The sequence below is a fragment of the Alcanivorax sp. genome (genome assembly GCF_002733835.1).
In the GTDB taxonomy this organism is placed as follows: Bacteria; Pseudomonadota; Gammaproteobacteria; order Pseudomonadales; family Alcanivoracaceae; genus Alcanivorax.
Map to the genome: position 1 here is coordinate 1 of NZ_NVWY01000001.1, position 17,187 is coordinate 17,187.

Below are 17,187 nucleotides of genomic sequence, written 5' to 3' on the forward strand. Positions count from 1 at the left end.
ATCCGCGATCCCCGGGAAATGGTGACCCGTCACCTGCTCGATTCCCTGGCCGTTTTGCCCTACCTGGGGGAGGGCGACACCCTGGACGTGGGCACCGGCGCCGGTATTCCCGGCATTATTCTCGCGGTGGCTCGCCCCCGGCAGGCATTCGTGCTGCTGGATTCCAACGGCAAGAAAACCCGTTTTGTGCGCCAGGCCCGCCGGGAGCTGGGGCTGGATAACGTGGAGGTTGTGCACGGTCGCGTGGAACAGTACCGTAAAGCCCCATCGCAGATTATTTGTCGCGCTTTTGCTTCCTTGTCGGACATGCTGGCGTTGATGACGCCGATAATGACTGACAATACCCGTTTGCTGGCCATGAAAGCAGCCAGCACGGAAGAAGAACTGGCCACCCTGCCGACGCAGTGGCAAGGGCGCCATCACACCCTGACTGTGCCGGGACTGGATGAGCCCCGCACCCTGGTGGTAGTGAACAAGGCCTGATGTGGAGCGGGGTGCTGCGTCAAGCATCCGGTCTCAGGCGTCAGGCGTAAAATCAAGGAGAACGCAGTGACCACCGTATTTGCCGTAGCCAATCAGAAAGGCGGCGTGGGCAAGACCACCAGCAGTGTGAACCTGGCGGCGTCGCTGGCGGCCACCCGCAAGAAGGTCATGCTTGTGGATATTGACCCGCAGGGCAATGCCACCACCGGGTCCGGGGTGGACAAGTTTGACACCGACTACACCATTTACGATGTGCTGTGCGATGACGTGGCCATTGAACATGCGGTGACCGGCACCCCGGAAGATTCCGGTTTTGACCTGATCGCCGCCAACGGGGATCTGACCGCCGCCGAAGTCCAGCTATTGGACATGAGCGCCAAGGAATTCCGCCTGCGCAATGCGCTGGCGCGTATCCGTGACCAATACGATTACATCCTCATCGATTGCCCGCCATCGCTGAACATGCTCACGGTCAATGCGTTGACGGCGGCGGATTCCGTGATTGTGCCGATCCAGTGTGAGTATTACGCGCTGGAAGGTCTCACCGCGCTGATGAACACCATCGAGAAGATCCGCACGGTATTGAACCCGAAGCTGCACATCGGCGGCCTGCTGCGCACCATGTATGATCCACGCAACAGCCTGTCCAACGATGTCTCCAACCAGCTGATCAGCCACTTCGGCGACAAGGTTTACCGCACCATCATCCCGCGCAACGTGCGGCTGGCGGAAGCGCCCAGCCATGGCGCGCCGGTGATTACCTACGATCCGAAATCCCGGGGCGCGGTCAGTTACCTGGCGTTGGCCGGCGAGATCCTGCGCCGCGAGCAGGCGCTCAAGGCCCAGCCTGCAGCGGCATCGTGATCGCCGCAGCCGGTACCGTATTATTCAGCGGGCAGCCTTTGCCCGCAGCGTCCGACGTCCGACGTCCGACCCTCGACGTTTTTAAGGATTAACCATGGCGGCAAAGCGTAAACGCGGTCTCAGCAAGGGCCTTGATGCCCTGCTTAGCAGCAACGAATCCTATCAGCGGCACCAGGAAGAAGTGAGCCTGCAGAGCGAGGGGGAAGCGACGGGTGAGCCCGACCAGCGCCCCCGCGATGGCGAATTGCGTCATCTGCCGGTGGAGTGTATGGAGCGGGGCCGCTACCAGCCGCGCCGTGACATGTCCCCGGATGCTCTGGAAGAGCTGGCCGAGTCCATTCGCGCCCAGGGCGTCATGCAGCCCATCGTGGTGCGCCCGCTCGGCGACAAGCGCTACGAAATCATCGCCGGTGAGCGCCGCTGGCGCGCCGCCCAGATGGCCGAGCTGGACACCATTCCAGCGGTAATCCGCGAAGTGCCCGACGAAGCCGCCATTGCCATGGCGCTGATCGAGAATATCCAGCGGGAAAACCTCAATCCCATGGAAGAAGCCATCGCGCTGGGCCGCCTGAAAGAAGAGTTCGGGCTCACTCACCAGCAGGTTGCCGATGCAGTGGGTAAATCCCGCGCCATGGTCACCAACCTGCTGCGCCTGATGAGCCTGGAAGCCGACGTCAAGAAGCTGCTTGAACACGGCGACCTGGAAATGGGCCATGCCCGCGCCCTGTTGGCGCTGACCGGCAACAAGCAGGTGGAAGCCGCCCGCACCGTGGTGGCCAAGGGCCTGTCGGTGCGCCAGACCGAAGAACTGGTCCGCGACTTCGAGAAGGCGAAACCGGCCAAGCCGGCGGCGCCCAAGGAAGATCCCAATGTGAAGGCATTGATCAGCGACCTGTCGGACCGGCTCGGTGCACCGGTGCAGATCCAGCAGCAGGGCAAGAAGGGCAAGTTGGTGATCAGTTACAACAACCTGGATGAACTGGACGGCATTCTGGCGCACATCAAGTAATCAGGCGGCGCGGCCTGCCGAAGAAATATTGCAACAAGCTGTTTCCCCGGCGGGCAGGTTCGCCATCACCACGAAGCTGTCTGGCAGCCGGTGAGCTTTATGGCGTTGTTCTTTTGCGGCGGCCTGAAGACCCGGGGCCATGGCGCCATTTCGCGGGTATACAAAAAACATCCGTTTGAGCATTATTTTTACTGAATCAGGTTCATTCCTGTTTTGTGCGCATCCCGTTGCGAAAAGTCGTTGTTGATGCGCGAAGTTTGACCAACAATCCGCGCACGGCTGTTGCCACTTGAGTGCCAACTCCATATACTTCGCCGCGCTAAAGATCAGGGGTGCCCGAGACCTTAGTGCCTGATGTGGCATCACTTTGCATCAGCCAAGAGGCTCATGGTGACCAGCAACGAATTTCAGCCCGACAGAGTTTTGTTCTGGGGTTTAATGCGCGCTCAGCTGACCACAATTGTGGCGTTTGGGCTGCTGGTAACCGGGTTGGCTGGCGTATTCGCCGGCTTGGTGGCTGCCTGGGGCGGCACTATCAGCCTGATCGCTTATGCCTGGGGCGGTTTCCAGATATGGATGCACCCGGGCAACCGTGCGCCAAAACGCATGGCCACCGCAGCGATGCGGGCCGAGATGGGCAAGATCGCAATCATGTTGTTGCTGTTCTGGCTCACCTTCTCCAAGGTCCCTGAAGCGCGGGAAATGAAAAGTGCAATGGTTCTGCTGTTAGGCTTCCTGATCGCCCAGGTCGTGGGCTGGATTCAGGTGGCGCGTCTCGACGGACGCACAGCAGGGCAAGACGGGCAAAACGACTGAGACTGTAGGCATTCTATGGCTGGTAGTAACGCGCAAGACTACATCAAGCACCACTTGGGTAATCTGACCTATGGCGAACTGCCGGCCGGCTACGTCCGTGAATGTGACGGCCGCGATACGCAAACCCTGACCGAAAGCACCTGGACCTTTGCCTGTAGCGGTAACGAAGCCAAAGACATGGGCTTCGCGGCATTCCACGTGGATTCTCTTGCCTGGTCTGGCGGCCTCGGCATCATCATGTGCCTGTTGTTCTGGCTGGGTGCCCGCAAGGCCACCGCCGGCGTTCCTTCCGGGTTCCTGAACTTCGTCGAAACCATTATTGAATTTATTGATACTCAGGTTCGTGACTCCTTCCACGGCAAGAGCAAGCTGGTGGCGCCGCTGTCACTGGTGATCTTCTGCTGGGTGTTCCTGATGAACCTGATGGATCTGATCCCGGTTGATTTCATTCCGGGCACCTTTAGCTGGATCATGACCTCCTTCTTCGGCTGGACCGCTCAGGAAGCCTATTTCAAGATCGTGCCCAGCACCGACCCCAACATTACCCTGTCCATGTCCTTCTCTGTGATGCTGCTGGTGATCTTCTTCACCATCAAGGCAAAAGGTGTGGGCGGTTTCGTGGGTACCCTGACACTGCATCCGTTCGAGGCCAGCAATCCGGTCCTGAAGGTTTTGCTGATGCCTGTGAACCTGCTGCTGGAGACTATCGGTCTGCTGGCCAAGCCTGTTTCACTGGGCCTGCGACTGTTCGGCAACATGTATGCCGGTGAGTTCGTATTCATTATGCTGGCTGCCATGATGGGCGCCTGGCAGTTTATTGGTGCCTGGCCCTGGGCGGTATTCCACATTCTGGTTATCACCCTGCAGGCATTTATCTTCATGGTACTCACAATCGTGTACCTGAGCATGGCGGTCGAAGACCACTAAGATTTTTTAAACCGGTTTTTAATTAAACCAACCAAGCACTTAACGGGAGTGTAAAGATGGAAGGCATTCAATTTCTTGCTGCTGCTATCGTAGCTGGCCTCGCGGCCATCGGCGCAGGTCTGGGCTTCGGCATGATGGGTGGTCGTTTCCTCGAGTCTGTGGCTCGTCAACCGGAGCTGGCTCCGATGCTGCAAACCCGCATGTTCATCATCGCTGGTCTGCTGGATGCTGTGCCGATTATCTGTATCGCTATCGCGTTCCTGCTGATTTTCCAGTAAATCGCGCTTTAACGTTTAAGCCCCGATTTAGGGAAATCTAAAGCAACGCGGATTGAGGTGTTGGCATGAATATTAATGCGACACTAATTGGCCAGGCCATTTGGTTTGCCCTGTTTGTGTTCTTCTGCATGAAGTTCGTTTGGCCCCCGATTTCACGGGCGCTGGATGAGCGTAAGCAGAAGATTGCCGAAGGCCTGAGTGCCGCGGATCGGGCAGAGCGTGATCTGGAGCTGGCGCAGGAAAAGGCGACCGCCAATCTCAAAGAATCTAAAGAGAAGGCGGCCGAAATTATTGATCAGGCCAATCGCCGGGCTAATCAGATTGTGGAAGAGGCTAAAGATGCAGCGCGCACCGAAGGTGAGCGCCTGATTGCCAAAGCCCAGTCTGAGATTGACCAACAGGTTAATCAGGCTCGCGAGCAATTGCGTAAAGACGTGGCTGTACTGGCGTTGAACGGTGCCGAAAAGGTACTGGGTAACGAAGTAAACCAGGACGCACACACGCAGTTGCTTGAGCAGCTGGCGGCTGAACTCTGAGAATACGGGTAACCCATGGCTGAACTGACCACCATCGCACGCCCCTACGCCAAAGCCGCATTTGTGTTCGCAAAAGAGCACGATGCCCTGGAGCAGTGGGAGAAGATGCTGGGCCTGGCAGCAGCAGTGGCAGGTGATGCCTCCATGCGTGCCTACCTTGACCAGCCGGAACTGGATGACGCCACCAAGGTTTCTGCTTTTGCAGAAGTCTGTGGTGATGAGCTGGACGAAAGCGCTCGCAACTTTGTTGCACAACTGACGCAGAACAAGCGTCTGCCGCTTTTGCCGATCATCCTGCAACTGTTCCACGAGCTTCTGGCCGAACAGCAGCAGTTCACCGATGTGGAGATGATCTCTGCATTCGAGTTGGACGATGCCGCTACCGACAAGCTGGTAGCAGCGCTTAAGAAACGCCTTGGTACGGAAGTGAATGTCACAACTTCCGTCGACCAATCCCTGATTGGGGGCGTGCTGGTGCGAGCCGGCGATACCGTAATTGATGGCAGTGTGCGCGGCCGACTTAACCGTCTGGCAGAGCAACTGAACTCTTGAGTTTGAGGGATTAGAGATGCAGCAACTCAACCCGTCCGAAATCAGCGAGATTATCAAGTCGCGCATCGCGAAACTTGATACCTCCACCGAAGCACGCAACGAAGGTACGGTGGTTTCCGTATCTGATGGTATTGTGCGCATTCATGGTCTGGCCGACGTGATGTTCGGCGAGATGATCGAGTTTGAGGGCGGCATCTACGGCATGGCCCTTAACCTGGAGCAAGACTCTGTCGGCGCCGTGGTACTGGGTGATTACCTGGGCCTGGCCGAAGGTCAAAAAGTCCGTTGTACCGGTCGTATTCTGGAAGTCCCCACTGGCCCCGAAATGCTGGGCCGTGTGGTTGACGCTCTGGGTAACCCGATCGATGGTAAAGGCCCGGTCGATGCCAAGCAGACCGATGCGGTTGAAAAGGTAGCGCCTGGCGTTATCTGGCGTCGTGAAGTTAACGAGCCAGTGCAAACCGGTTACAAGTCTATCGATGCCATGGTGCCAATCGGCCGTGGTCAGCGTGAGCTGATCATTGGTGACCGCCAGATCGGTAAGACTGCCGTTGCCGTTGATGCGATCATCAACCAGAAAGACTCCGGCATTAAGTGTGTCTACGTTGCCATCGGCCAGAAGCAGTCCACCATTGCCAACGTGGTGCGCAAACTGGAAGAGCACGGTGCGATGGAAAACACCATCATCGTTGCCGCTTCCGCTTCTGATCCGGCTTCCATGCAGTTCCTGGCACCGTTTGCCGGCTGCACCATGGGCGAATATTTCCGTGACCGCGGTGAAGATGCACTGATCGTTTATGATGATCTGACCAAGCAAGCGTGGGCCTATCGCCAGATCTCCCTGCTGCTGCGTCGCCCGCCGGGCCGTGAAGCTTACCCTGGTGACGTGTTCTACCTGCACTCCCGTCTGCTGGAGCGCGCTGCCAAGGTAAACGAAGATTATGTTGAGCAGTTCACCAATGGTGAAGTGAAAGGCAAAACCGGTTCTTTGACCGCGCTGCCTATCATTGAAACCCAGGGTGGTGACGTGTCTGCCTTCGTACCGACCAACGTGATCTCCATTACCGATGGTCAGATCTTCCTGGAAACCGACCTGTTCAACTCCGGCATTCGTCCGGCGATGAACGCCGGTGTGTCTGTATCCCGTGTAGGTGGTTCAGCCCAGACCAAGATCGTCAAGAAGCTGGGTGGTGGTATTCGTCTGGCTCTGGCTCAGTACCGTGAACTGGCCGCATTCGCCCAGTTCGCTTCCGACCTGGACGATTCTACTCGCGAGCAGCTGGAGCATGGTCAGGCCGTTACCGAGCTGATGAAGCAGAAGCAGTACAGCCCGATGAGCGTTGCGGAAATGGGTGTTGTGCTGTACGCAGCGAACGAAGGTTACCTGAAAGGTATTGCTGTCGAGAAAATCGGCCCCTTCGAAGCGGCACTGCTGGACTACATGAACAGCGAAAAGAAAGCGTTGATGGATAAAATCAACGAGAAGGGTGACTACAACGGCGAGATCGAAGCTGAGATCAAAGAATCTCTCGATCAGTTCAAAGCCACCCAGACCTGGTAATTCGCTGATAAAGGAACGTTCCTATGGCCAGCGGTAAAGAGATCAAAGGCAAGATTGCCAGCGTCCAGAGCACGAAGAAAATTACCCGTGCAATGGAAATGGTAGCAGCCTCCAAGATGCGTAAGGCGCAAGAGCGTATGTCGGCAAGCAAGCCGTACGCCAGCCGTATGCGTCAGGTGGTTGCTCACCTGGCTAACGCCGATCTGGAATACCGGCACGTTTACCTGCAAGAGCGGGAAGTCAAGAACGTTGGCTACATCGTAGTGAGCTCCGATCGGGGCCTCTGCGGTGGCCTCAACGTGAACCTGCTCAAGAACGTCGTCAAAAGCGCGAAGGAATGGGAAGGAAAAGGTGTCAAGGCCAGCTACTGCGTAGTGGGCTCCAAGGGCATGTCTTTCTTCAAGAGCGTCGGCGGCAACGTGGAAGCGAATGTCACAGGCCTGGGGGATACCCCACACCTGAATGACCTGATCGGTTCCATCAAGGTGATGCTGGATGCCTACGAAAGCGGTGCGATCGACCGTTTGTACATCGTGTACAACGAATTCGTGAACACCATGACCCAGTCGCCCAAGAATATTCAGTTGCTGCCGCTGGAAGCGGGCAGCGATGAAGAGCTGAAGCGTCACTGGGACTACATTTATGAGCCGGCCCCGAAAGAGCTCCTCGACGAACTGCTGGTGCGGTTCATTGAGTCTCAGGTGTATCAGGGTGTGGTTGAAAACAATGCCTGTGAGCAGGCAGCACGTATGATCGCCATGAAGGCCGCCAGCGATAATGCCGGTGACATCATTCGTGATCTGCAATTGGTGTACAACAAAGCACGCCAGGCTGCTATTACGCAGGAAATCTCCGAAATCGTTGGTGGTGCTGCTGCGGTTTAATCGTCAAGCAGATTAACGCGGCAAAAACGCAAGTTAAGAGGATGCAAGCATGAGTAGCGGTCGTATTGTTCAGATCATCGGTGCTGTGATCGACGTGGAATTCCCACGCGAAGCCGTACCGAAGGTATATGACGCCCTCTCCGTGGACGGTACTGAAACTACCCTGGAAGTTCAGCAGCAGCTGGGCGACGGCGTAGTGCGTACCATCGCCATGGGCTCCACCGAAGGTCTCAAGCGCGGCCTTGGCGTGACTGATAACGGTGAACCGATTCAGGTTCCTGTGGGCACCAAGACTCTGGGCCGTATCATGGACGTGCTGGGTCGCCCGATTGATGAGGCTGGCCCTATCGGTGAAGACGAGCGTATGCCGATTCACCGCGCTGCGCCTACTTATGCGGATCAGGCAGCCACCAACGAACTGCTGGAAACCGGCATCAAGGTAATCGACCTGGTTTGTCCTTTCGCCAAAGGCGGTAAGGTTGGTCTGTTCGGTGGTGCGGGTGTAGGTAAAACCGTAAACATGATGGAGCTGATCCGGAACATCGCGATCGAGCACTCCGGTTTCTCCGTGTTTGCCGGTGTGGGTGAGCGTACTCGTGAGGGTAACGACTTCTACCACGAAATGAAGGACTCCAACGTACTGGATAAAGTATCGCTGGTTTACGGTCAGATGAACGAGCCGCCGGGTAACCGTCTGCGTGTAGCGCTGACCGGTCTGACCATGGCCGAGAAGTTCCGTGACGAAGGTCGCGACGTACTGTTCTTCGTGGATAACATCTACCGTTACACACTGGCCGGTACCGAAGTATCTGCACTGCTGGGCCGTATGCCTTCAGCGGTAGGTTACCAGCCGACCCTGGCGGAAGAGATGGGCGTTCTGCAAGAGCGTATTACTTCCACCAAGACCGGTTCCATTACCTCCGTACAGGCGGTATACGTACCTGCGGATGACTTGACTGACCCGTCTCCGGCCACCACCTTCGCGCACCTGGATTCCACTGTATCCCTGAGCCGTGACATCGCCTCCAAGGGTATCTACCCGGCGATCGACCCGCTGGATTCCACCTCGCGTCAGCTGGATCCGCTGGTTATCGGTCAAGAACACTACGACATCGCTCGTGGCGTTCAAACCGTACTGCAGCGCTTCAAAGAGCTGAAGGACATCATCGCGATCCTGGGTATGGACGAGCTGTCAGAAGACGATAAACTGACCGTATCTCGTGCCCGTAAGATCGAGCGTTACCTGTCCCAGCCGTTCTTCGTGGCCGAAGTATTTACTGGCTCCCCGGGCAAGTATGTTTCCCTGAAAGACACCCTCGCGGGCTTCAAGGGCATTCTTGGCGGTGATTACGATCACATCCCGGAGCAGGACTTCTACATGAAGGGCTCTATCGACGAAGTGATCGAAGCCTACAACAAGCGTAGCAAGTAACCTGCACCCGGGAGACAAGCAAATGGCGATGACCGTGCATTGCGACATTGTAAGTGCAGAACGCCAGCTGTTCTCCGGCCTGGTTGAAATCGTGGTAGCGTCCGGTGTGGAAGGCGACCTCGGTATCATGCCCGGCCACGCCCCGCTGCTGACCCGGCTCAAGCCGGGCCCGGTACGGGTGAAGAAGCAGAATGGTGAGGAAGAAGTGTTCTACGTATCCGGCGGCTTCCTGGAAGTGCAGCCGAAGCTGGTTACCGTACTGGCGGATACCGCGGAGCGCGCTGAAAACATGGACGCCGCTGAAGCCGAGCGTGCCAAGGCCCGCGCCAAAGAGGCGCTGGAAGGCAAGAGTTCCGAAATGGATTATTCCCGTGCCGCCGCCACACTGGCAGAAGCCGTTGCACAGCTGCGTGCTATCGAACAGTTGAAGAAAAAGACGCGGTAAGCATCTTTTGCAAATCTTCAACACAGAAGGGGGTAGCCAGGTGCTACCCTTTTTTGTTTCTGTCAGTCTGGGCGCAATCAGGTACTCAGGGGCCCAGTGCAGAAACTGAAACGATGCGCTGGTATAAAAGCATCGACAGGCAAAAAGACAAGGATAGGGTATGAGTCTAGCAGTAGTGATTCTGGCAGCGGGCAAGGGAACGCGCATGAAAAGCGCCCTGCCCAAGGTGCTCCACTCAGTGGCAGGTAAGCCCATGGTGCAGCACGTGGTTGATGCGGCGTCGTCGCTGGACCCGGCTAACATCGTTATCGTCTATGGCCATGGTGGCGAGCAGGTAAAAGCCACCGTCACCGGTGAACTGGCCTGGGCAGAGCAGGCCGAGCAGCTCGGCACTGGCCATGCAGTCGCGCAGGCCATGCCCCATGTAAAAGAAGACATGGTGTTGGTGCTATACGGTGATGTGCCGCTGATCCGTCCGGAAACCCTGAAAGACTTTGTCGCCTCCGTGGACGACAACACTCTGGCGTTGATGACCCTGACCCTGAACGACCCGAATGGCTATGGCCGTATTGTTCGCGATGGGCAGAATAACGTGCAGCGCATCGTTGAACAGAAAGATGCCAGCGAAGCCGAGTTGGGTATTCAGGAAATCAATACGGGTATTCTGGCCTGCTCTCGCCGTTTTCTGGAAGAAAGCCTGCCAAAACTCTCCAGCAATAATGCCCAGGGCGAATATTATCTCACCGACCTGATTGCCATGGCGTCGCAGTCCGGCCTGAACGTGGAAACCCTGCAGCCCAACGAAGGTTGGGAAGTGGATGGCGTGAATGACCGGGTGCAATTGGCCCGCCTTGAACGCATTTATCAACAGGCCCAGGCAGAAACCCTGATGCGCGATGGCGTCACCCTGCTGGATCCGTCCCGCCTGGATATCCGTGGCAGCGTGCAGATCGCCAGTGATGTCATCATCGACGTCAATGTGATTCTGGAAGGCGACGTGACCATCGACGAAGGCGTGGTCATCGGCCCCAACTGTATTCTGCGCGACGCCAACATTGGCGCCGGCACGGTGATTGAAGCCAACACCCTGATCGACGGTGCCATCGTGGGGGAAAACTGCCAGCTGGGCCCTTATGCTCGTTTGCGTCCGGGTACGGAACTGGCCGACAAAGCCAAGGTTGGCAACTTTGTTGAAACCAAGAAGTCCTATATTGGCGAAGGCTCGAAAGTGAACCACCTGACCTATATTGGCGATAGCCAGATTGGTAAAGGGGTGAACGTGGGCGCGGGGACCATTACCTGTAACTACGATGGCGCCAACAAATTCCAGACAGTGATGAAAGACGGCGCCTTTATTGGTTCCAACTCGTCACTGGTCGCCCCCGTGACAATTGGCGAAAACGCCACCGTCGGGGCGGGCAGCACCATCACCAAGGATGTGGACGACAACGGTCTTGCGGTTGCCCGAGGGCAGCAACGCAACGTGGCCAACTGGCAGCGCCCGAAGAAAGGGTAAGGGAAGGAATAGCGTTTATGTGTGGAATTGTCGGGGCCATTGCCCAGCGTAACGTGACAAATATTTTGATCACCGGGCTCAAGCGGCTTGAGTACCGGGGTTATGACAGTGCCGGTGTGGCACTGTTGAATAACAGCGGCATTAGCCGTGTGCGCCGTCAGGGCAAGGTTGCCGGTTTGGAAGCGGCCGCCACGCAAGAGCATACCGAAGGTTTCACCGGCATTGCCCATACCCGCTGGGCCACCCATGGCAAGCCGTCGGAAGCCAATGCCCATCCGCACATGTCCGGGGGCGATCTGGCGCTGGTGCACAACGGCATTATCGAAAATTTTCAGGAACTGAAAGACGAACTGGAAGCCAGCGGCTACCACTTCGAATCCCAGACCGATACAGAAGTCATCGTCCATCTGGTGCACCAGGCGCTGGACAGTGGCCTGAACCTGTTTGACGCCGTGCAGGCGGTCACCAAAAAGCTGGATGGCGCTTACGCACTGGGCGTCATTCATGCCTCAGAACCTCACAAGCTGGTCACCGTTCGTTCCGGCAGCCCGCTGGTCATTGGCTTGGGCATTGACGAAAACTACATCGCGTCGGACCAGCTGGCCCTGCTGCCGGTGACCAACCGCTTTATCTTCCTGGAAGAAGGCGATCAGGCAGAAATCACCACCGACAGCGTGCGCATCGTCGATGCAGCCGGCAACCCGGCAACCCGTGAAGCCCACGAGTTCGACGGCACCCATGAAGATGCGGAAAAGGGTGAATACCGCCACTACATGCAGAAGGAAATCTTCGAGCAGCCGGCGGCCATCCAGAAAACCCTGGAAGGTCGCATCGACAACCCGGCAAGCCTGATCGAATCCTTTGGCGAAAAAGCCCCAGCGATTTTCGACAAGGTTAAGACCGTGCAGATCGTCGCCTGCGGCACCAGCTACCACGCCGGCATGGTGGCCCGCTATTGGCTGGAAGATATCGCTGGCATTCCCTGCCAGGTGGAAGTGGCCAGCGAGTTCCGCTACCGCAAGCACGTGGTGCCGGAAGGCACCCTGTTCGTCACCATTTCCCAGAGCGGCGAAACCGCCGATACCCTGGCGGCCCTGCGTGACACCCAGTCACCCAACTACGTGGGTCGTCTGGCGGTGTGCAACGTGGACAGCTCCTCCCTGGTGCGCGAATCGGAGCTGGTGTTCCTCACCAAGGCCGGCCCGGAAATCGGTGTGGCGTCCACCAAGGCATTTACTACCCAATTGGTTGGGTTGCTGATGCTGGTGCTGGCACTGGGCCGGCAAAAAGGCCTGGCGGATAACGAGATTGAAAAAGTCCTGGAAGAGTTGCGCCAGCTGCCCAACCTGATTGAACAGGCTGCCGCGCTGGACAAGCCCATCGAAAAACTCTCCGAAGCGTTCGTGGAAAAACACCATGCCCTGTTCCTGGGCCGTGGCGTGCAGTTCCCGGTGGCGCTGGAAGGGGCGCTCAAGCTCAAGGAGATTTCCTACATCCACGCCGAAGCCTATGCCGCCGGCGAGCTGAAGCACGGCCCGCTTGCGCTGGTGGACAGTGAAATGCCTGTGGTCTCCGTGGCCCCCAACGACGAACTGCTGGAAAAGCTCAAATCCAACCTGCAGGAAGTCCGCGCCCGTGGCGGCGAGCTGTACGTGTTCGCCGACAAGAACGCCCACGTAAAAGAAGGCGAAGGTATCCACGTGCTGAACATGCCGGCGATACCGGAAACCATTGCCCCCATTGTCTACACCGTGCCCTTGCAGTTGCTCAGCTATCACGTGGCGGTGTTGCGGGGGACCGATGTGGATCAGCCGCGGAATCTGGCGAAGTCGGTGACGGTTGAATAAAAGCAGTGAATAATTAATAGTGAATAGTTAATAACGAGCCCGGCTATGCCGGGCTTTTTTGTGGGGGCCTGGCGGACATTCTTGTCGGTTATTGCCCTCGGTGATTGTAGGAGGCAGTATGGTTAGACTAAAAAACCAAGGGAAGGGCATAACTACGAAGAAAGTAATCGCTGTAATTGCGCTTGTCATGATGGTTTCTGGTGTTGCCATGATCCACTCAGGTGGCAGGGGGATAGACTAAGAGCTGCCCTAGTTTTTATTTTAATTTTAGCACTTAATAAAATTATTCGGTTTTTTTATGAATGAAAAAGAAATAGTCAACAAGTTTTCAAAATCACAAGATAGCTTGGTTGTTCAGCAGTCCGATTTTTCGCTGGCAACAATCTCAAATATGGTTGTGAACGACTCTATTGATGTTGCTCCGCACTATCAAAGAAGGGATCGGTGGAGTGATGCGAAGCAGTCAGCTTTGATAGAATCATTTCTTCTTAATGTTCCAGTCCCTCCCGTTTATTTATCAGAAGATGATTATGGCAGTTATAGCGTTATTGACGGAAAACAAAGAATCACAGCCATAAATGATTTTTTAACTGGAGGCCTAAGGCTTAAAGAACTTAAAGAGTTTCCTCAGCTAAATGGAAAGACTTTTCAAGATCTCCCTAAGCAGCTTAAAAATGTTCTTTCAGTTCGCCCTTTTATACGGGTTATTACATTGCTTAAGCAGTCAGATCCTGAATTGAAATATGAAGTTTTTTTGAGGCTAAATACTGGTGGTGAGTCTCTTAAGAGGCAAGAGATAAGAAATGTTGCCTATGCGGGCCCTCTAAATGATTTGCTGCTAAGGCTTTCTGAGAATGCAAGATTGCGAGAAAAATTAAAAGTCTATTCAGAAAAATCAACAGCATTTCGAAATATGGATGATGTCGAGCATGTGTTGAGGTTCTTTACCATCAAGAATGGTTGGCAAGGAATGGGTGGGGTTCTTGCTGATGAAATGGATAAGTTTATGTCTGAACATCAGTATGACCACGTTGATGATCTTAGAATAGAATTTGATGTGGCCATAGAGCGCTGTTTTCAGTTTTGGGGTGAAAATGCCTTCTATAAGCCGGTCAATGACAACTAATCGGGGACACCCATGAATTGGGGAATGTCTTACGGGGTTTGTGGTTGTTTTCTGATGTAGTTGGGTTTGAGTAGTCAGTAGTGTTGGGTGATGGATAAGCAAGGAGGCTTGTCATGACCCGAGCGCGTTATAGCCAGGTTTCGCTGGATTCCACGTCTTACTATCACTGTATCTGCCGCTGTGTGCGGCGGGCCTTTCTGTGTGGCCAGGATCATTACTCTGGCCAGGACTATGAGCATCGCCGCCAATGGGTGGTGGACCGCCTTGCTGTGTTGGGTGGGGTGTTTGCCATTGATCTTTGTGCCTATGCGGTGATGTCCAATCACTACCATGTTGTTCTGCGTATTAACCAGAAGAAAGCCTTGAGCTGGTCTGATCAGGAAGTGGCAGACCGGTGGATGCAGTTATTCAGAGGGCCATTGATCGTCACACGTTGGCTCAAGGGAGAGACTGAGTCCGCGGAAACGCTTAAGGCATTGGAGATCGTGCAAACCTGGCGTGAGCGCCTGTATGACCTTGGCTGGTTCATGAAGTGTCTAAATGAGTATCTGGCCCGTAAGGCCAATGAGGAAGATTGTTGTAAGGGCCGGTTCTGGGAAAGCCGCTACAAATGCCAAGCCTTGCTGGATGAGAAGGCGGTGCTGCAGTGTATGGCCTATGTGGATCTCAACCCGGTGCGCGCGGCTATGGCAGAAACACCTGAGGAGTCCGATTACACTTCGATTCAGCAACGCTCAGAAGCCGTTATGTCAGAGTCTGAAGACAACCTAAAGCCCACACTTCTGCCGATGGTTGCTGCAAATACAGCGGAAGCAGAGGATGACGATACGGTATGCCGTTTTCGATTAATGGACTATCTGGAGCTTGTCGATAGCACAGGCCGGGCTGTCCGCGATGACAAGCGTGGCGCAATCTCAGCACATGCGGCAGGTGTGCTGGATCGTCTGGGAATAGATGAGAAGGCGTGGTTAGCCCATATGAAGCCGAAACAGCAGCGGAAGCCCATTGCATTGGGTGCGTTGGATAAGCTGAAAGAGTACGCACAGATGACGGGACGCAAATGGATTGCGGGGCAAAGCCTGGCGGGATGGTAAATTGCTATTTTTGCTGATTAAATTTATGCGTGTCCCGTGTTTCCTCGTGTTTCCGTGTTTCCTTCCCGATTGATCGCACCGCCAATCACAGCGGTGTTGCTCAGCAGCGTGCCCACCCCGTTGACCGGTACCGCCAGCGGGGTGTTCAACACCAGTCGTCAGGTGGGCGGTGCGCTGGCGGTGGCGGTGTTCGGGGCACTGCTGGCTCAGTCGTCCAACTTTATGGTGGGGCTGCGATTTAGCCTGGTGTTGGCCGCTGGCGTTGCGTTACTGACGGCCATGTTCAGCTTGCGTCTGCAGGCGCCGGGAGTGACGCATGAGTAAGTGGCTTTCCTGAAATGCCTTGCGCGTGCAGGCGGGCAGGTTTCGTATCGGGGGTTGCTACCGTCACTGCCATGAAATCTCTACACTGGGCTGATCATTCAATGATCGGGGCGACTCATGAGCGAAGCCAAGACCCAGAACGCCGTCATTCCCCGCGCCTGGCCCCTTCTTCCCTTGCTGTTCTTTCTGGCCGTGTTTCTCGGCAGTGGCTTGTATTACACCTCCCTGGGGAAAGATTTCGCCTTCTACCAGATCAAGGCACCGGTGGTGGCCATGGCAGCTATCGTGTTGTCCATGCTGATGGCGCGGGTGGCCGGTCAGCGGGTCAACGCCAGCGTGGATCGACTGCTGGCGGGGATCGGTCATCCCAACCTGCTGCTTATGTGCCTGGTGTTCCTGCTCGCCGGGGCGTTTGCCAGCGTCAGTGAGAGCATTGGCAGTGTGGAGGCCACCGTGCAGCTGGGGCTGACCATCATTCCTGCCCAGTGGGTATTGCCCGCCCTGTTCCTGATTTCTGCCTTTATCGCCACCGCCATGGGGACCTCCATGGGCACTATTGCGGCCACGGCGCCCATTGCCGTTGGCTTTGCCGGGGCCACGGAACTGTCCGTCCCGCTGGCCTTGGGTGCGGTGGTGGGTGGTGCCATGTTTGGCGACAACCTGTCGATGATTTCCGATACCACCATTGCGTCGACTCGCAGCCAGGGCGTGTCGTTGAAGGACAAGTTCCGGGTCAATATCTGGATTGCCGTGCCGGCGGCAGTGCTGACGGTGCTGTTGTTGATTGTGCTGGGTGGCGGTGAGCACCAGGTAGAAGCCGAGCCCTTCCGGTTTGCGCTGGTGGTGCCCTACCTGCTGGTATTCGGGTTGGCGCTCAGTGGGCTGAACGTGCTGGCGGTACTGATCGTGGGTATTGTCACTGCCGGGATCACCGGCATGGTGATGATGCCGGACTATACGCTCGCCACCATGAACGGGGCTATCTACAAGGGCTTTGAAGGCATGTTCGAAATCATGCTGCTGTCCATGTTGATTGGTGGTCTCTCACAATTGATGACGGATCAGGGCGGCACCCGCTGGGTGATCGAGCGGATTCACGGGCTGACAAGATTGCTGAAGTTGCCACTGCAAAAAGCAGGCGAAGTAGGCATTGCCCTGCTGGTGGTATTCGCCAATATCTTTGTGGCCAACAACACCGTGGCCATCGTGCTCACCGGCGAAATGGCCCGCGACATTGCCAACGATCACGGCGTGGACCTGCGCCGTTCTGCCAGCCTGCTGGATATTTTTTCCTGCGTGGTGCAGGGCCTGATTCCCTACGGTGCCCAGGTACTGCTGGCCTGCTCCATCGCTGAGCTGTCTCCCCTGGCGCTAATCAGTTCCATTCATTATTGCTGGGCCCTGGCCATTGCCGGTATCGCCGCGATCGCCATTAACCGGCCGCGCTTGCCGCTGCCTGATAAAGAGAGTGTGGAGGCGTGATAGGCTTGTCG

At 56.1% G+C, this 17,187-nt stretch carries 19 protein-coding genes; 18 read left to right on the forward strand and 1 reads right to left on the reverse strand.

The features are described 5' to 3' along the window. The 3 genes from rsmG to COA55_RS00015 all read left to right on the forward strand — a co-directional run. A partial coding sequence (gene rsmG / locus COA55_RS00005) for a 16S rRNA (guanine(527)-N(7))-methyltransferase RsmG (RefSeq protein ID WP_290499949.1) occupies positions 1-483 on the forward strand: 483 nt, incomplete at its 5' end. Between the two features lie 66 nt (positions 484-549). Beyond that, complete coding sequence (locus tag COA55_RS00010; protein ID WP_290499951.1) at positions 550-1,347, forward strand: ParA family protein; 798 nt, start codon at positions 550-552, stop codon at positions 1,345-1,347. A gap of 94 nt (positions 1,348-1,441) precedes the next feature. Further along, the gene (locus COA55_RS00015; protein ID WP_290499953.1) at positions 1,442-2,356 is read left to right on the forward strand and encodes a ParB/RepB/Spo0J family partition protein; all 915 of its coding nucleotides are present in this window, start codon (positions 1,442-1,444) and stop codon (positions 2,354-2,356) included. Here the strand turns inward: COA55_RS00015 and COA55_RS00020 are convergent, their stop codons facing one another. Beyond that, on the reverse strand, positions 2,357-2,662 hold the full coding sequence (locus tag COA55_RS00020) for a hypothetical protein (protein WP_290499954.1): 306 nt from the start codon (positions 2,660-2,662) through the stop codon (positions 2,357-2,359). A gap of 132 nt (positions 2,663-2,794) precedes the next feature. On the opposite strand from COA55_RS00020, the gene COA55_RS00025 reads away from it, so the two are divergent. The 15 genes from COA55_RS00025 to COA55_RS00095 all read left to right on the forward strand — a co-directional run bounded on the left by COA55_RS00025 (position 2,795) and on the right by COA55_RS00095 (position 17,176). Further along, a complete protein-coding gene (locus COA55_RS00025; RefSeq protein ID WP_007149221.1) occupies positions 2,795-3,172 on the forward strand; it encodes an ATP synthase subunit I in 378 nt (125 codons plus the stop codon). 15 nt (positions 3,173-3,187) lie between these two features. Then, positions 3,188-4,099: a F0F1 ATP synthase subunit A gene (atpB, locus tag COA55_RS00030; protein ID WP_290499955.1), complete on the forward strand. Its 912-nt coding sequence runs from the start codon at positions 3,188-3,190 to the stop codon at positions 4,097-4,099. Positions 4,100-4,155: 56 nt separating this feature from the next. Then, on the forward strand, positions 4,156-4,377 hold the full coding sequence (gene atpE, locus COA55_RS00035; protein WP_007151035.1) for a F0F1 ATP synthase subunit C: 222 nt from the start codon (positions 4,156-4,158) through the stop codon (positions 4,375-4,377). Positions 4,378-4,442: 65 nt separating this feature from the next. Beyond that, positions 4,443-4,913, forward strand: a complete 471-nt coding sequence (locus tag COA55_RS00040) for a F0F1 ATP synthase subunit B (protein WP_063519300.1) — start codon at positions 4,443-4,445, stop codon at positions 4,911-4,913. 15 nt (positions 4,914-4,928) lie between these two features. Further along, the gene (locus tag COA55_RS00045) at positions 4,929-5,465 is read left to right on the forward strand and encodes a F0F1 ATP synthase subunit delta (protein ID WP_063519299.1); all 537 of its coding nucleotides are present in this window, start codon (positions 4,929-4,931) and stop codon (positions 5,463-5,465) included. 16 nt (positions 5,466-5,481) lie between these two features. After that, the gene (gene atpA / locus COA55_RS00050; protein WP_063519298.1) at positions 5,482-7,026 is read left to right on the forward strand and encodes a F0F1 ATP synthase subunit alpha; all 1,545 of its coding nucleotides are present in this window, start codon (positions 5,482-5,484) and stop codon (positions 7,024-7,026) included. A 23-nt stretch (positions 7,027-7,049) separates the two neighbouring features. Next, a complete protein-coding gene (gene atpG, locus COA55_RS00055; protein ID WP_063519297.1) occupies positions 7,050-7,910 on the forward strand; it encodes a F0F1 ATP synthase subunit gamma in 861 nt (286 codons plus the stop codon). Between the two features lie 49 nt (positions 7,911-7,959). Next, positions 7,960-9,342, forward strand: a complete 1,383-nt coding sequence (atpD, locus tag COA55_RS00060; RefSeq protein WP_063519296.1) for a F0F1 ATP synthase subunit beta — start codon at positions 7,960-7,962, stop codon at positions 9,340-9,342. Positions 9,343-9,364: 22 nt separating this feature from the next. Then, on the forward strand, positions 9,365-9,787 hold the full coding sequence (locus COA55_RS00065; RefSeq protein WP_007150605.1) for a F0F1 ATP synthase subunit epsilon: 423 nt from the start codon (positions 9,365-9,367) through the stop codon (positions 9,785-9,787). A 160-nt stretch (positions 9,788-9,947) separates the two neighbouring features. Then, on the forward strand, positions 9,948-11,303 hold the full coding sequence (glmU, locus tag COA55_RS00070) for a bifunctional UDP-N-acetylglucosamine diphosphorylase/glucosamine-1-phosphate N-acetyltransferase GlmU (protein WP_290499956.1): 1,356 nt from the start codon (positions 9,948-9,950) through the stop codon (positions 11,301-11,303). 17 nt (positions 11,304-11,320) lie between these two features. Next, entirely contained in the window at positions 11,321-13,150 is a 1,830-nt protein-coding gene (gene glmS / locus COA55_RS00075) for a glutamine--fructose-6-phosphate transaminase (isomerizing) (RefSeq protein ID WP_290499958.1), read from the forward strand. Positions 13,151-13,448: 298 nt separating this feature from the next. Beyond that, positions 13,449-14,276: a DUF262 domain-containing protein gene (locus tag COA55_RS00080; RefSeq protein WP_290499960.1), complete on the forward strand. Its 828-nt coding sequence runs from the start codon at positions 13,449-13,451 to the stop codon at positions 14,274-14,276. 113 nt (positions 14,277-14,389) lie between these two features. Beyond that, positions 14,390-15,370 (forward strand): transposase, encoded by a 981-nt coding sequence (locus COA55_RS00085; protein ID WP_290499962.1) that lies wholly within the window; start codon positions 14,390-14,392, stop codon positions 15,368-15,370. Positions 15,371-15,406: 36 nt separating this feature from the next. Further along, on the forward strand, positions 15,407-15,694 hold the full coding sequence (locus COA55_RS00090; protein WP_197468626.1) for a hypothetical protein: 288 nt from the start codon (positions 15,407-15,409) through the stop codon (positions 15,692-15,694). Between the two features lie 117 nt (positions 15,695-15,811). Continuing rightward, positions 15,812-17,176 carry a Na+/H+ antiporter NhaC family protein gene (locus COA55_RS00095; protein WP_063519722.1) on the forward strand — a complete coding sequence of 455 codons (1,365 nt, stop codon included), beginning with the start codon at positions 15,812-15,814 and terminating at the stop codon, positions 17,174-17,176. Positions 17,177-17,187: the final 11 nt, after the last annotated feature.